The organism is Streptomyces sp. NPDC020884 (assembly GCF_044333935.1).
Lineage (GTDB): Bacteria > Actinomycetota > Actinomycetes > Streptomycetales > Streptomycetaceae > Streptomyces.
The window spans coordinates 278,006-292,244 of sequence record NZ_JBIRRY010000005.1; the positions used below are offsets into that span (position 1 = coordinate 278,006).

Consider the following 14,239-nt stretch of genomic DNA (forward strand, 5'->3'; position numbering starts at 1 on the left):
TCCCGACCGGCATCGTCCCGCTCAGCGCGAGTAGTCCGCGAGGGACAGCAGCAGATGGGCGGATTCCGGGCGCACGTGGTCGGAGTGGGCGCCCGCCGGGTTGAGGCGGCGTCCACGGACGTACACGTCGGAGGCGTCGATGTTGACGAAGCGGTGGTCAAGTGCGGACAGCGGATACCGCTCGTCGAGTGGCAGCAGGCTCGTGGTGAACATGGGTGCGGGCGCCGGACCGATCCCGGAGTGGCCGATGCCGGGCTGCTGTTCCGCCCGCAGGTGCCAAAACCCCGTCGCCCGGTCGTGGCGGGAATAGGTGGCGACGATGGGGCCTCGCAGCGGAGCACCCTCGTGCCCCTCGTTCGGCAGGATGTGCGGAAAGAGCGAGAGGAACGCGTCGCGTCGTGCAGCCATCTGGAACAACAGCATGCTGTCCGCGGTGAAGGGGCGCGAGGGTGACGGGCCCACCGTGCTCCAGCCGAGCGTGTCGTCGAAGTGGGCCTCCGCCGCCCACTGCACCGCCTCGCACAAGAACCGGCAGCCGAAGGAGTGCCCGACGAGGTGCAGGTACTGTCCATCGCGGTTGGCCAGCAACGGGGCTGCCCCGGGGTCGGCGCGCTCGGTGTCCAGATATCCGAGGAGTCGGCCGAGGATGTGCGCGGCATGACCACCCGTGTCACGTGCGCCCATGGCGTGTGCCCGGTCCCGGATCCTGCGGTAGCCGGCGGGAGTGACCAGGCTGGACGACGGCCAGCGCACCACGACACACCACGGGTCGAAGCCTCCGGCCACCAGCGCCGGATACCGGGCCGGGACCGTCGCCACGTTGCGGTGCGCCAGGGTCATCAGTCGTTCGCCGGTGCGGTGGGCGGAGTCGGGGGACGTCTGCCAGCCGTGGACGTAGACGAAGATGTCCGTCGCCCAGGCCGGCGGACTGAGGCGTTCCGCGAAGTAGTCGCGCAGCCGGTGATCGGGCACCGGCTCACCGGAGTCGGCGTCGCGTAGCCAACCGGTCTCGTCCAGGTCGACGGTCTCCACCGGGGCGTGGTTCATTCCTCGCCTCCGCTCATCCGGTCCAAACGGGCGTCCATGCCGCCGTGCAACCCATAGGCGAAGCCCAGGGGGTTGCGGTATCGGGAGGCGAAGTGCCGGGCCAGCTCGTGCACGATCCGGCCGGCGGTCGTCTCGCCGCGCAGATACCGCATGACGAACTCGAGCGCGTACTCGGCGGCGAATGCCTGCGGCATCGCGATCTGTGGCCCGAGCACGCCTTGTGCGCCGTGCTCGATGAGCATGCGCCCGAGAAAGGAACGGTCCGTGCTCGCCCCGGTGATTCCGGCATGGCAGGCGTTGAGCAGGACGAGCGGCCGGAATCGGCTGTGCCGGTGGCGTGCTCGCAGCTCGCGTACGGTGTGCCCGTCGAAAGGGATGCCGTCGGTGAGTCGGACGACCAGGACTTGGGGTTCGGGCTCGTTGCCGATGAACTCACCGTGGCACCAGAAGTAGGTCAACTGCTCGTCCAGGTCGGCATCCGCGAAGTCGCGGACCAGTTCCTCGTAGGTGGTGCGCACGGTGCACGCCGTGCCCTCCGCCAGTGCCTTCGCGACCTCGTCCGCTCGGGTCGTGCGGCCCACGCGGACGTCGTGGTTCAGGCTGACGGCCGGCTGCCGCAGAGCTGTGAAGGTCGGTCCGATCCACGCGTATGCGTCACCGGTGTGCTCGATCAGATGCCGGTGGCCGAGGAAACGGGCGAACAGGGCGTCCAGAGTCGCGGCCGGCGCGGTGGGTTCCTCGGCCGTGCAGAGCATCGGCCAGGGCAGATGAAGATCGGAATCGAATCGTACCCGCAGCCCCTCCTGGGACAGGGCCGACCGAAGATAGGCGCGGAACGTCTCGATCCGTACGTCGTCTCCGCGCAGCAGCGTGTCGAACAGCAGGGATTCTCCACTGCGCGCCAGATTGGCCACGACCCAGCGCAGTTCGTCCTCCGGCTCGGCGCTGAGGTCGGCGGCCGTCGCGTAGGGGCGCCGCCGGTCCCGCAAGGCCCTGCCCTGGGCGTCGACCGGCTGGAGATCGACGAACTGCTCCTTCCAGCGGGCGCAGAGCCTGGCCGCCGCGCCGTGGACCTCATCGGGCCGGGCGCTGAGGTCGACTTTGTGCTCGGTTCCCTTCAGCGCCGGAACCGAGGTGCCCGACATACGGGCCCGGATCCGGCCGCCGCCGAGGACGTCGAAGCTGACGCGGAGATCGGGCGGCTGCGTCTCCAGGTCCGGCAGGAAGCGGAAGCCGTCGCTGGGGTCCTGGACGACGCGGGTGGTCAATGCGCGGGGCACGGGGGTCAGGACCTCTCCCTGAGCGGCTGCACTCGTCGTTCCTCAGCCCCGGTGGGTTCGGCGGCCGCGATGTCCAGGTCCGTCTCCACCTGTTGCAGGACCACGCCGGTGTGGTGGTGCAGAACGGTGAAGCGGATCCGGTGCGTGCCGGGTTCCGCGGCCGTGAGGCGGAACTGCGGGGATTCGGCGCTCCCGGGGCCGTACAGCGAGGTGGCCGGCGTAACCTCCGCACTGCTCAACGGCACGGCCACGATGTCCAGTGGGGGCCGAGCCTCCGAGCGAGCCCAAGGATGCGCCGGCTCGGCCACCAACTCGACGGACAGGCGTACGGGGGTTCCGGCCCGGGGATCGTCGTCCAGGAGTGTCAGGTGGGCACGGCAGCGCGGCAGTGCCGAGCGCGCGGGAAGTTCTACGTCGTCCTTGCCGAGGTTGTCCTCCGGGACCGCAGCGGGCTCGGCGCTGCCGCCCGTCGGCCGTACGGGGCCTGCCGGCGGTATCCCCGCATGCACCTGGAAGGCGGCCCGGCGAACGGCTTTGGCGAGGGCCGGGTCCGGAAGCGCGGCAGCGAGGGCGACCAGGACCTGCACGGTGCGGGGGTGGCCCACGGCCCTGACCTCGTCGAGCAGGGCCGGGACGGTGCCCTGGACGGCCGAGTCGAGGTGGCTGACCAGCAGTCCCGTCTCGCCGTGGTCGGCGACGGCGGCGGCGGTGTCGACCCAGAGCCAGGTGGCCTCCTCGCGGCTGAGGACGTCCTGGGCGTCGTCCGGGTCGTTGCCCTCGTACTCGGCGAGCCAGAGCAGCGCGTAGGGCCGCAGCGAGGGTTCGGTGAGCACGGCGCGGACCTCGGGTTCGGCCGGTGCGCCGACGACCCGGAGCGCCTCGAACGCCAGTCCGCGCAGCAGGGCGTCCTCGCCCCGGGCGACGGCCAGGAGTTCGGCGACGGCGCTGCCGACAGTGCGGGCGGCGAGCCAGGCGCGGTATTCGTCACGGGCCGGGCCGGGGGTGAGGCGGGCACAGCCCAGCAGCATGTCGGCGGCGGACTGCTCGATGTTCCCGGCGGGGCTCTGGGCCGCGACGCAGATCTGCTCGAGTTTGACCCAGACCGCCCAGTTCCCGAGCGGGGTCAGGGTGGCCTGCCCTTTCCCGAGGGTCAGCGCCCCCACGGCGGCCAGCCCCTCCAGGGCCCAGTCCAGCAGCAGGGCGTTGAGGTCGGCGCTGCGGGCGGGAACGGGAGCGGGGGCGGCTCTGCCGGGTCCCAGGGGCACTTCGCAGCGCTCCTCCTGGAGCTCGGCGACCCGCTGGCCAAGGAGATCCAGCAGGGCAGGGACCGTGACAGGGCCCGCGGACAGCTGGAGGAGAGAGAGCACCTGAGGCACGGCCTGGACAGCTTCGGCGACGGCGCCCGCCTCGATGCCCTCGGGCGCGGCATGGACGAGCGACCAGGCGTCAAAGAGCGCCACCCAGCCACGAAGCACCGCGGAATCGTCACGGTCCCAGGCCCGCAGCCGCCAGCCGGGGCGTGCGCTCCCGCCATGCAGTTCCACGAGTCCGGCGAGCCGGGCCCGGTCCCAGCCGGAGCGCACCTGGGCCGGGGACAACTCCAGCGCCGCCGCGGCCCGTTCCAGAGCCTGGGCGGCCAGGGGTGGCGTGCCGGGGCTCGCGCCTTCGGCCGCCCAGCGGGCGATCCGTACGGCGTCGTCGAGAGCGGTCCTGGCCTGACGGGCCAGCTCCGCGGGGGGCGGGGTGCCCTCCGGCGGACGGGGCGCCGGACGCAGTCGTCGGGTGGCCACGGCCCGCTGCGCCGTGGTCAGAGCCCGTCGGCGGACAAGCCGCAGCCTGGAGTCGCGCGGGGTACGGGACGTCACAGGGAGCAGTCTTCCCCGTGACAGCCCATGAACCCAGGACGAGGGGGATGAAAGCAGCTGCAGCCACGTTCAAACACGGCGTCATCTCCGTATACCCAGACCGCAGTTCACTGTGTGGTGGTAGCTCCCGCCGGACGGAATTTTACACCTGCTACGGCCGGCGTCAGGTCTGCGCCATGTCCACGAAACGGGAGTAGTGCCCCTGGAAGGCCACCGTGATGGTGGCCGTCGGGCCGTTACGGTGCTTGCCGACGATGATGTCGGCCTCGCCCGCGCGCGGTGACTCCTTCTCGTACGCGTCCTCGCGGTGGAGCAGGATGACCATGTCGGCGTCCTGCTCGATGGAGCCGGACTCACGCAGGTCGGACACCATCGGCTTCTTGTCCGTGCGCTGCTCGGGACCACGGTTCAGCTGGGAGAGCGCGATCACCGGCACCTCCAGCTCCTTGGCCAGCAGCTTCAGGTTTCGCGACATGTCCGAGACCTCCTGCTGGCGGCTCTCGGAGCGCTTCGACCCACCGGCCTGCATCAGCTGCAGATAGTCGATGATCACGAGCTTGATGTCGTTGCGCTGCTTGAGCCGGCGGCACTTCGCGCGGATCTCCATCATCGACAGGTTGGGGGAGTCGTCGATGTAGAGCGGCGCGGCCGAGACCTCGGGCATCCGGCGCGCGAGCCGCGTCCAGTCCTCGTCCGTCATCGTGCCGGACCGCATGTGGTGCAGGGCCACCCGCGCCTCGGCCGACAACAGGCGCATCGCGATCTCGTTGCGCCCCATCTCGAGGGAGAAGATCACGCTGGGCAGGTTGTTCTTGATCGACGCGGCACGGGCGAAGTCCAGCGCCAGCGTGGACTTGCCCATGGCGGGACGGGCCGCGATGACGATCATCTGGCCGGGGTGCATGCCGTTCGTCAGGGCGTCGAGGTCCGTGAAGCCCGTCGGCACGCCGGTCATCTCGCCGCTGCGCGAACCGATGGCCTCGATCTCGTCGAGCGCGCCCTCCATGATGTCGCCGAGAGGGAGGTAGTCCTCGCTGGTGCGCTGCTCGGTGACCGCGTAGATCTCGGCCTGGGCGGAGTTGACGATCTCGTCGACGTCCCCGTCGGCCGCGTATCCCATCTGCGTGATCTTCGTGCCCGCCTCGACCAGCCGCCGGAGCACCGCCCGCTCGTGGACGATCTCCGCGTAGTAGGAGGCGTTCGCCGCGGTGGGGACGGACTGCACCAGGGTGTGCAGATACGGCGCTCCGCCGACCTTGGTGATCTCGCCGCGCTTGACCAGCTCGGCGGCGACCGTGATCGGGTCGGCCGGCTCGCCCTTGGCGTAGAGGTCGAGAATCGCCGTGTAGACGGTCTCGTGGGCGGGGCGGTAGAAGTCATGCCCCTTGATGATCTCCACGACGTCGGCGATGGCGTCCTTGGACAGCAGCATGCCGCCCAGCACCGACTGTTCGGCGTCGAGATCCTGGGGCGGCACCCGCTCGAACCCGGGGGAGCCGCCCTCCCATGCCTCGTCCGAGCCGCGGTCGTGGCGGTCCTCGCGCCCCTTGCGGTCCCCGCGGCGCTGTCGGGAGACGGGCAGACGGTCCCCGGGACCGGTCTCGGTCCAGGGGTCGTCCAAAGGCTCGGGAATGCTCACCGGGCCGCCTCCTCCCGTCCGCATCGCGGACCTAGCCGTGCCACTCTTTCTTACGGCACGGCACCGACAAACAGGTCGCCCGACTCCACTTCCGGCGCGTCTGGTTCGGTGGATTCCGGTGCCGGAACGGAGTGCGGGCGCCGCACCACGGTAGGCCCCTCCGCACCGTCAGCCAATCTGGTTATCCACAGGGCATGTGGACGACGGACCAGATGCTGTGGAGAACCCCGCCGAACCTGTGCACGGACCGGGGGACAGCACTGTGGACAAACTCATAGCGATATCGGCGCGACTACCCTGACCTGCGCATTCTCCATCCACCGACTGTGGGGGAGAAAAACTTTCGCCCTCATTTCAAGATCACCGCAAACGGCGCGGGAGGGAACGCCCCCAGCGGACACCAGTAAGGGCCAATGGGCCATTGCATCTCTTACCTGTGGAAGATTAGATTGACCCCATGACCCAGGCCTCCGCGACCCCGAAGAACAGCCGCCGACGGCACGACCGCGAGATCGTCGCCCTGGCCGTCCCGGCGTTCGGCGCACTCGTCGCCGAGCCCCTGTTCGTGATGGTCGACAGCGCCGTCGTCGGCCACCTCGGCACCCCGCAACTGGCCGGCCTCGGCATCGCCGCAGCCCTCCTGATGACGGCCGTGAGCATCTTCGTCTTCCTCGCCTACGCAACCACCGCGGCCGTCGCCCGCCGTGTGGGGGCCGGCGATCTGCCCGCCGCCATCCGTCAGGGCATGGACGGCATCTGGCTCGCCCTCCTGCTCGGAGCCGCCGTCGTCGCCCTCGCGGTCCCGACGGCCCCCTGGCTCGTCGACATCTTCGGCGCGTCCGACACCGCGGCACCGTACGCCATCACGTACCTGAGGATCTCCATCCTCGGCATCCCGGCCATGCTCGTCGTGCTTGCCGCCACCGGTGTGCTGCGCGGCCTCCAGGACACCCGCACCCCGCTGTACGTCGCCATCGGCGGTTTCACGGCGAACGCCGTCCTCAACGTGACCCTCGTCTACGGCGCAGGGCTCGGCATCGCCGGATCCGCGTGGGGAACGGTCATCGCCCAGGTCGGCATGGCCGCCGTCTATCTCGTCGTGGTGATCCGCGGAGCCCGTCAGCACGGCGCCTCGCTGCGCCCCGACGCGGCGGGCATCAAGGCCAGCGCACGGGCCGGCGTTCCCCTGCTGGTCCGGACCCTGTCGCTGCGTGCCGTCCTGATGATCGCCACCGCCGTCGCCGCCCGGCTCGGGGACAGTGACATCGCCGCGCACCAGATCGTCCTCTCCCTCTGGAGCCTCACCGCCTTCGCCCTCGACGCCATCGCCATCGCGGGGCAGGCGATCATCGGCCGCTATCTGGGGGCGAACGACGAGAAGGGTGCGCGCGAGGCCTGCCGTCGGATGGTCGAGTGGGGCATCGGTTGCGGCATCCTGCTCGGCGTCCTGATCGTGCTCGCCCGGCCTCTGTTCATCCCGCTCTTCACGAGCGACCCCTCGGTCAAGGACACCCTGCTCCCCGCGCTCCTGGTCGTGGCGGTCTCCCAGCCGATCGCCGGCGTGGTCTTCGTCCTGGACGGCGTTCTGATGGGAGCCGGCGACGGACGCTATCTCGCCTGGGCGATGCTCGTGACGCTCGCCGTCTTCGCCCCCCTAGCGCTCCTGGTGCCCTCCCTCGGCGGCGGGCTCACCGCACTCTGGTGGGCGATGACGCTGATGATGACCGTCCGCCTCGTCACTCTCTGGCTGCGTACCCGATCGGGCCGGTGGATTGTCACCGGGGCTACGCGGTGATCCCGACGTTCCACGGCCTGTTTCACGTGAAACAGGCCGACTGTCTCACGTGAACCACCGGTGGTGTTTCACGTGAAACACCACGGATCCCGGAGCAGGGCGACGTCCGCACCAGAGCGTCAGGACACAGTGAAGGGCCGCACCCGGTGGGTGCGGCCCTTCACTGACTCAGTCGAACTCTGCCTCAGGCAGAAATGACCTCGACGCCGAGCTTCGCTGCGACCTCAGGGTGCAGACGGACGGACACCTGGTGTCCGCCGAGCGTCTTGATCGGCGAGCCGAGCTCGACGCGACGCTTGTCGACGTCGGGACCACCGGCAGCCTTGATCGCCGAAGCGATGTCGGCCGGGGTCACGGAGCCGAAGAGACGGCCGGCGTCGCCGGAGCGAACAGCCAGACGGACCTTCACGCCCTCGAGCTTGGCCTTGATCTCGTTGGCCTGCTCGATCGTCGCGATCTCGTGGATCTTGCGGGCGCGGCGGATCTGCGCCACGTCCTTCTCGCCGCCCTTGGTCCAGCGAATGGCAAAGCCACGCGGAACCAGGTAGTTACGGGCGTACCCGTCCTTGACGTCGACGACGTCGCCGGCGGCACCGAGGCCAGAGACCTCGTGGGTGAGGATGATCTTCATGCTCTTGTCACCCTTCCCTTATCGCGCGGTGGACGTGTAGGGCAGCAGCGCCATCTCACGGCTGTTCTTGACTGCCGTGGCGACGTCACGCTGGTGCTGCGTGCAGTTGCCGGTGACGCGGCGGGCACGGATCTTGCCGCGGTCGGAAATGAACTTCCGCAGCATGTTCGTGTCCTTGTAGTCCACGTACTGGGTCTTGTCCTTGCAGAACGCGCAGACCTTCTTCTTAGGCTTGCGCACAGGCGGCTTCGCCATGGTGTTTCTCCTGTGTGATCAAGAAGTGGGGGTACGAGCAGCCCTAGAAGGGAGGCTCGTCCGAGTAGCCGCCGCCAGAGGAGCCGCTGGAACCGCCGGAACCGGTCGAACCGCCGGAGCTTCCGCCCCAGCCGCCTCCACCGCCCTGCTGTCCCCCGCCGCCCTGGCCGCCTGCCGGCGCGCCGGTCGCCCACGGGTCGTCGGCGGGTGCACCGCCGCCGCCCTGCTGGCCACCGCCACCGGGACCGCCGCCCCAGTTGCCGCCGCCCTGCTGGCCGCCGCCGTACCCACCCTGGCCGCCCTGGCCACCGCGACCGGTGGTCTTGGTGACCTTGGCCGTGGCGTTCTTGAGGCTGGGGCCGACTTCCTCGACGTCCAGCTCGTAGACCGTGCGCTTGACGCCCTCACGGTCCTCGTAGGACCGCTGCTTCAGCCGGCCCTGCACGACAACGCGCATGCCTCGCTGGAGCGACTCCGCGACGTTCTCCGCCGCCTGACGCCAGACCGAGCAGGTGAGGAACAGGCCTTCGCCGTCCTTCCACTCATTGGTCTGCCGGTCGAAGATGCGGGGAGTGGACGCGACACGGAACTTCGCGACCGCCGCACCGGACGGGGTGAAGCGCAGCTCGGGGTCGTCGACGAGATTGCCGACGACCGTGATGACGGTCTCGCCTGCCATGGGTGAACCTCTCGGCGGGGATTGCTTCTGGCTGCTTGCTGCTACTCGAACCCGAAAACCGCTGAGCTAGATGCTCAGTGGATCTCGGGGCGGAGGACCTTGGTCCGGAGGACCGACTCGTTCAGGTTCATCTGGCGGTCGAGCTCCTTGACGACCGCAGGCTCGGCCTGCAGGTCGATGACCGAGTAGATGCCCTCGGGCTTCTTCTTGATCTCATAGGCGAGCCGACGACGGCCCCAGGTGTCGACCTTCTCCACCTTTCCGTCGCCCTCACGGACGACGGAGAGGAAGTTCTCGATCAGCGGGGAGACTGCTCGCTCCTCGAGATCGGGGTCGAGGATGACCATCACCTCGTAGTGACGCATGTGGAACCCACCTCCTTTGGACTCAGCGGCCACGGTCGTTCCGTGGCAGGAGGGTCGTGATGCGTAGTGCAACGGCGTTCCCGAGGAGAACACCCGGCACTGACAATCCGCTCCCGAACGATCCCGTGGAGGGGGTTCGGGGAGAGGCTCGCCGTGCTGGCCTGGGCAGACACCGGTGCAGACCGTACAGACTACCCGTAGACCGGCTTCCGGTTGAAATCAGGAGCTCAGAGGGCACAATCGATACAGATGGCGGTGTGAGAGGCGCTACACCCGCGGCTGCGATGCGAGGGGCGCCGGACACGCCGCCCACCCGTCCGGCCAGGAGGTACTCCATGGCACAGACCATCCGCCCCGCCACCGGTTCGCTCTTCGCGACGGACGGCAGGCCGCACCCCGTCCAGGACGTCCTGATGGTGGTGACCGGGGTGCTCGGCGTCCTCGCGTTCGTCACGGCGATGTTCCACCATCTGCACCTGATCAGCTCCTGGGCCGGGCTGGTCGGGATTCTGACCGGTGTCTACGGCCAGTACATCTCGAAGACCACATGGGAGAGGTTCGGCCTGGTCATGGGGATCGGAGCCTCGGCGGTCGGCTTCTACCTCGGCATGGCCCACGGCGGCCTCTTCGGCGGCGTGATCACCTGACCGGGGCCTCGGCCGGAGCACCGCCCAGTGCGGGCGCCCAGGCGCCCGTGCCGGTCCGCCGTGCGTTCCCGCCCCCCGGGGCCAGGCCGGGTGCCCCTCGGTCACAGTAGGCTTCGGCGCGAGAGCCGGAGCCCCTGACCGATGGGGACACACCTGCCGAGGAGCGCCCCGCATGAGCCTGACCCTGAGGACCATCAGCCGAGAGCAGCATCTGGCCTACATCCAGAGCCTGCCCTCGGCCAGTCACTGCCAGGTCCCGGCGTGGGCTGATGTGAAGACCGAATGGCGCTCGGAGAACCTGGGCTGGTTCGACAAGAACGGCGAGATCGTCGGCGCCGGCCTGGTCCTGTACCGCCAGCTGCCCAAGATCAAGCGCTACCTGGCGTACCTCCCCGAGGGCCCGGTCATCAACTGGCACGCACCGAACCTGGACGACTGGCTCCAACCGATGCTCGCGCACCTCAAGCAGCAGGGCGCCTTCTCCGTAAAGATGGGCCCGCCGGTGGTCATCCGCCGCTGGGACTCGGCCGCCATCAAGTCCGGCATCCAGGACCCGGACGTGAAGCGCCTGCGCGACGTCGAGGCCACACACATCGAGCCGCGCGCCTTCGAGGTCGCGGACCGGCTGCGGAAGATGGGCTGGCAGCAGGCCGAGGACGGCGGCGCCGGATTCGGTGACGTCCAGCCCCGCTACGTCTTCCAGGTGCCGCTGGCCAACCGCTCCCTTGAGGACGTCCTCAAGGGCTTCAACCAGCTGTGGCGCCGCAACATCAAGAAGGCCGACAAGGCCGGTGTCGAGGTCGTCCAGGGCGGCTACGAGGACCTGGCCGAGTGGCAGCGGCTCTACGAGATCACCGCCGTGCGCGACCACTTCCGGCCGCGCCCGCTCTCGTACTTCCAGCGCATGTGGACCGTCCTCAACTCCGAGGACCCCAACCGGATGCGGCTCTACTTCGCCCGGCACAACGGCGTGAACCTCTCCGCGGCCACGATGCTCGTCGTCGGCGGACACGTCTGGTACTCCTACGGCGCCTCCGACAACATCGGGCGCGAGGTCCGGCCGTCCAACGCGATGCAGTGGCGCATGCTGCGCGACAGCTACGCCATGGGCGCGACCGTCTACGACCTCCGCGGGATCAGCGACTCGCTGGACGAGACCGATCACCTCTTCGGTCTGATCCAGTTCAAGGTCGGCACCGGGGGCGAGGCCGTCGAGTACGTCGGCGAGTGGGACTTCCCGCTCAACAAGCTGCTCCACAAGGCGCTCGACATCTATATGTCGCGCCGCTGACCCGCTCCACCGCACATCTCGCACACCCCGTTCGTTCCTGATTCACCGCAGCCACCAGAAAGGTTCCGGGCCGGCCATGGCGCTCTCCCTCTACGTCGACACCGCGCGCTGGCGGGCGCACCAGAAGTCCGTGATCGACCAGTTCCCCGGTCTCGTACCCGTCTGCAAGGGCAACGGCTACGGCTTCGGCCACGAGCGCCTCGCCGACGAGACGATCCGCTTCGGATCCGACACCCTCGCCGTCGGGACGACCTACGAGGCGGCCCGGATCAAGGACTGGTTCAGCGGCGACCTGCTGGTCCTGACCCCGTTCCGGCGGGGTGAGGAGCCCGTACCACTGCCGGACCGCGTCATCCGGTCCGTCTCCTCCGTCGACGGGGTGCACGCCCTGGTGGGCGCCCGCGTCGTCATCGAGTGCATGAGCTCGATGAAGCGCCACGGCGTCAGGGAGGAGGAGCTCGGGCAACTGCACGCGGCGATCGAGGACGTACGGCTCGAAGGCTTCGCCCTGCACCTGCCGCTGGACCGCACCGACGGCTCCGATGCCGTCGAGGAGGTCATCGGTTGGATGGACCGGCTGCGCGCGGCCCGGCTGCCGCTGCACACCATGTTCGTCAGCCATCTGCGCGCGGAGGAGCTGGCCCGGCTGCAGCAGCAGTTCCCGCAGACCCGCTTCCGCGCCCGTATCGGCACCCGGCTCTGGCTCGGCGACCACGAGGCCACCGAGTACCGGGGGGCCGTCCTGGACGTCACACCGGTCGTCAAGGGCGACCGGTTCGGCTACCGCCAGCAGAAGGCCGCGTCGGACGGCTGGCTGGTCGTCGTCGCCGGCGGTACGTCCCACGGGGTCGGCCTGGAGGCGCCGAAAGCGCTGCACGGCGTGATGCCGCGGGCCAAGGGCGTCGCCCGCGCGGGCCTGGCCACGGTCAACCGCAACCTGTCGCCGTTCGTCTGGGCGGGCAAGCAGCGCTGGTTCGCCGAGCCGCCGCACATGCAGGTGTCGATCCTCTTCGTGCCCTCGGACGCCCAGGAGCCGCGCGTCGGTGACGAGCTGGTCGCCCATCTGCGCCACACGACCACACAGTTCGACCGGCTCGTCGACCGCTGAGCCGCCGGGCGCGGCCCTGAACGGCCGCGCCGGAGACCCGGGTCAGCTGTCCCGGGTGGCCGCCGCGCCCCACTCCACCTGGGGTCCGGCGACCGTCGGAGCCGTGTGCCCGGCCCGCCGGGCCTCGGGCGCCAGCACGAACGCGTCCGGAGCCCCGTCGAGCACCCCGCCCGACGGGTCGTCCGACCCGTCCCCGCGCACCGGATCCCTCTCCGGCAGCAGGATGTCCCGGACGATCAGGACGCACAGGTACAGCGTGCCCAGCAGGTGCAGGGCGATGGCGACCTGGTAGCCCTCCTGCGGCAGCCCCTGGTGCTTGTCCCCACCGCTGGTGTAGGCGAGGTAGAACCAGATCCCGAGGAAGTACATGACCTCGCAGGCCTGCCAGATGAGGAAGTCGCGCCAGCGCGGCCGGGCCAGGACGGCCAGCGGGATGAGCCAGAGCACGTACTGCGGCGAGTAGACCTTGTTCGTCAGGATGAACGCGGCCACCACCAGGAACGCCAGCTGGGCGAAGCGCGGCCTGCGGGCCGCGGACAGCGCCAGGCCGGCGATGCCCGCGCAGAACACCACCATCAGGACGACCGAGGCGGTGTTGACCGTCTCCACGTCGATGGGCCTGCCGGTCCGCTGGGTGATGATCAGCCAGAACGAGCCGAAGTCGATGGGCCTCTCCTGGCTGAAGGTGTAGAACTTCCGCCATCCCTCGGGGGCGAGGAGCATCACCGGCAGGTTCACCACCAGCCAGGCCGCCCCCGCGCCGAAGAGGGCCCTACCGAACTCACGCAGCCTGCCCGCCCGCCAGCAGAGCACCAGGAGCGGACCGAGCAGCAGGACGGGATAGAGCTTCGCGGCCGTGGCCAGGCCGATGAGGATGCCGAACGCGAGCACCCGGCCCCGGGACCACATGAGCATCGCCGCGGCCGTCAGGGCGACGGCCAGGAGGTCCCAGTTGATCGTCGCGGTGAGGACGAACGCGGGCGCCAGCGCGACCAGGAGACCGTCCCAGGGGCGGCGGCGGTGCGTGCGGACGGTGCACACCGCGACGACCACCGCGCAGATCATCAGCATGCCCGCGTTGACCATCCAGTACATCTGCTCGCGCTGCTGGATGGGGTCGCTGTCCGGCGTCAGCGTCAGCCAGGCCGCCACCTGCATGAACACCCCGGTCAGCACGGGGTACTCCAGGTACTGCATATCGCCGCTGAGCCGGTCGAAGTACGGCACCATGCCGTCGGCGAAGCCGCGCCCCAGAAAGAGATGCGGAATGTCGGAGTAGCAGGCGTGCGTGTACTGCGAGGTGGCCCCGCGGAACCAGGCCCATTCGTAGCAGGGGATCTTCTGCACCATGCCGAGGGCGAACATCCCGATCATCACCAGCGCGACGACGCGCACGGGCGTGAGCGGACCGTCGCCGAGCCGCGCCCAGCGTCCGATCCGGCCACCGAACAGCTCACTGCCGGCCGCCGCGACCTCGTCCTGATCGGTGGGCCGCACGACGGGCCGTTCCTGGTGCACGCTCGTGTCTTCTGCGCTGGAGCTTGGCATGCCGCACATCCTGCCGTACGGGGCTGTGCCCGGGGCAAGGACCGCCCGGGGGACACGGGAGGAGTGCCGGGACGCCTCGGCCCGCCGCC

General features: G+C 69.7%; 12 protein-coding genes and 1 pseudogene. 4 read left to right on the plus strand and 9 right to left on the minus strand.

Annotated features, from left to right (window positions below):
- Positions 1 to 21: 21 nt before the first annotated feature.
- The 4 genes and pseudogenes from ACH4UK_RS18135 to dnaB form a co-directional block, all read right to left on the minus strand.
- Positions 22 to 1,047, minus strand: a complete 1,026-nt coding sequence (locus ACH4UK_RS18135; RefSeq protein ID WP_398357389.1) for a hypothetical protein — start codon at positions 1,045 to 1,047, stop codon at positions 22 to 24.
- Positions 1,044 to 2,327 carry a hypothetical protein gene (locus ACH4UK_RS18140; protein WP_398357390.1) on the minus strand — a complete coding sequence of 428 codons (1,284 nt, stop codon included), beginning with the start codon at positions 2,325 to 2,327 and terminating at the stop codon, positions 1,044 to 1,046. The genes ACH4UK_RS18135 and ACH4UK_RS18140 overlap by 4 nt, the downstream gene beginning before the upstream one ends.
- Before the next feature lie 497 nt (positions 2,328 to 2,824).
- Positions 2,825 to 4,117: pseudogene (locus ACH4UK_RS18145) on the minus strand (hypothetical protein); the annotation flags it as partial.
- Between the two features lie 238 nt (positions 4,118 to 4,355).
- The gene (dnaB, locus tag ACH4UK_RS18150) at positions 4,356 to 5,831 is read right to left on the minus strand and encodes a replicative DNA helicase (protein ID WP_026290418.1); all 1,476 of its coding nucleotides are present in this window, start codon (positions 5,829 to 5,831) and stop codon (positions 4,356 to 4,358) included.
- Positions 5,832 to 6,288: 457 nt separating this feature from the next.
- Here dnaB and ACH4UK_RS18155 point away from each other — a divergent pair, with 457 nt between their 5' ends.
- Complete coding sequence (locus tag ACH4UK_RS18155) at positions 6,289 to 7,626, plus strand: MATE family efflux transporter (RefSeq protein ID WP_398357392.1); 1,338 nt, start codon at positions 6,289 to 6,291, stop codon at positions 7,624 to 7,626.
- A gap of 184 nt (positions 7,627 to 7,810) precedes the next feature.
- Here the strand turns inward: ACH4UK_RS18155 and rplI are convergent, their stop codons facing one another.
- The 4 genes from rplI to rpsF all read right to left on the minus strand — a co-directional run bounded on the left by rplI (position 7,811) and on the right by rpsF (position 9,556).
- Positions 7,811 to 8,257, minus strand: coding sequence for a 50S ribosomal protein L9 (gene rplI / locus ACH4UK_RS18160; protein WP_398357393.1), 447 nt, complete (start codon positions 8,255 to 8,257; stop codon positions 7,811 to 7,813).
- Between the two features lie 18 nt (positions 8,258 to 8,275).
- A complete protein-coding gene (gene rpsR / locus ACH4UK_RS18165) occupies positions 8,276 to 8,512 on the minus strand; it encodes a 30S ribosomal protein S18 (RefSeq protein ID WP_003967857.1) in 237 nt (78 codons plus the stop codon).
- A 43-nt stretch (positions 8,513 to 8,555) separates the two neighbouring features.
- A complete protein-coding gene (locus tag ACH4UK_RS18170) occupies positions 8,556 to 9,191 on the minus strand; it encodes a single-stranded DNA-binding protein (protein WP_398357395.1) in 636 nt (211 codons plus the stop codon).
- Positions 9,192 to 9,265: 74 nt separating this feature from the next.
- Entirely contained in the window at positions 9,266 to 9,556 is a 291-nt protein-coding gene (gene rpsF / locus ACH4UK_RS18175; RefSeq protein WP_018957345.1) for a 30S ribosomal protein S6, read from the minus strand.
- Positions 9,557 to 9,891: 335 nt separating this feature from the next.
- On the opposite strand from rpsF, the gene ACH4UK_RS18180 reads away from it, so the two are divergent.
- The 3 genes from ACH4UK_RS18180 to ACH4UK_RS18190 all read left to right on the plus strand — a co-directional run bounded on the left by ACH4UK_RS18180 (position 9,892) and on the right by ACH4UK_RS18190 (position 12,602).
- Positions 9,892 to 10,203 (plus strand): hypothetical protein, encoded by a 312-nt coding sequence (locus ACH4UK_RS18180; protein ID WP_398357397.1) that lies wholly within the window; start codon positions 9,892 to 9,894, stop codon positions 10,201 to 10,203.
- 172 nt (positions 10,204 to 10,375) lie between these two features.
- On the plus strand, positions 10,376 to 11,494 hold the full coding sequence (locus ACH4UK_RS18185; RefSeq protein ID WP_097955441.1) for a peptidoglycan bridge formation glycyltransferase FemA/FemB family protein: 1,119 nt from the start codon (positions 10,376 to 10,378) through the stop codon (positions 11,492 to 11,494).
- Positions 11,495 to 11,570: 76 nt separating this feature from the next.
- Positions 11,571 to 12,602, plus strand: coding sequence for an alanine racemase (locus tag ACH4UK_RS18190; protein ID WP_398357398.1), 1,032 nt, complete (start codon positions 11,571 to 11,573; stop codon positions 12,600 to 12,602).
- A 42-nt stretch (positions 12,603 to 12,644) separates the two neighbouring features.
- Here ACH4UK_RS18190 and ACH4UK_RS18195 read toward each other — a convergent pair whose 3' ends face one another.
- Positions 12,645 to 14,159 (minus strand): glycosyltransferase family 87 protein, encoded by a 1,515-nt coding sequence (locus tag ACH4UK_RS18195; protein ID WP_398357400.1) that lies wholly within the window; start codon positions 14,157 to 14,159, stop codon positions 12,645 to 12,647.
- Positions 14,160 to 14,239: the final 80 nt, after the last annotated feature.

Coding starts and splice junctions, on each gene's coding strand:
- rpsF (WP_018957345.1), bottom strand. CDS start 9,556: ATGCGTCACTACGAGGTGATGGTCATCCTCGACCCCGATCTCGAGGAG.
- rplI (WP_398357393.1), bottom strand. CDS start 8,257: ATGAAGATCATCCTCACCCACGAGGTCTCTGGCCTCGGTGCCGCCGGC.
- ACH4UK_RS18195 (WP_398357400.1), bottom strand. CDS start 14,159: ATGTGCGGCATGCCAAGCTCCAGCGCAGAAGACACGAGCGTGCACCAG.
- ACH4UK_RS18155 (WP_398357392.1), top strand. CDS start 6,289: ATGACCCAGGCCTCCGCGACCCCGAAGAACAGCCGCCGACGGCACGAC.
- rpsR (WP_003967857.1), bottom strand. CDS start 8,512: ATGGCGAAGCCGCCTGTGCGCAAGCCTAAGAAGAAGGTCTGCGCGTTC.
- ACH4UK_RS18170 (WP_398357395.1), bottom strand. CDS start 9,191: ATGGCAGGCGAGACCGTCATCACGGTCGTCGGCAATCTCGTCGACGAC.
- ACH4UK_RS18180 (WP_398357397.1), top strand. CDS start 9,892: ATGGCACAGACCATCCGCCCCGCCACCGGTTCGCTCTTCGCGACGGAC.
- ACH4UK_RS18190 (WP_398357398.1), top strand. CDS start 11,571: ATGGCGCTCTCCCTCTACGTCGACACCGCGCGCTGGCGGGCGCACCAG.
- ACH4UK_RS18135 (WP_398357389.1), bottom strand. CDS start 1,047: ATGAACCACGCCCCGGTGGAGACCGTCGACCTGGACGAGACCGGTTGG.
- ACH4UK_RS18185 (WP_097955441.1), top strand. CDS start 10,376: ATGAGCCTGACCCTGAGGACCATCAGCCGAGAGCAGCATCTGGCCTAC.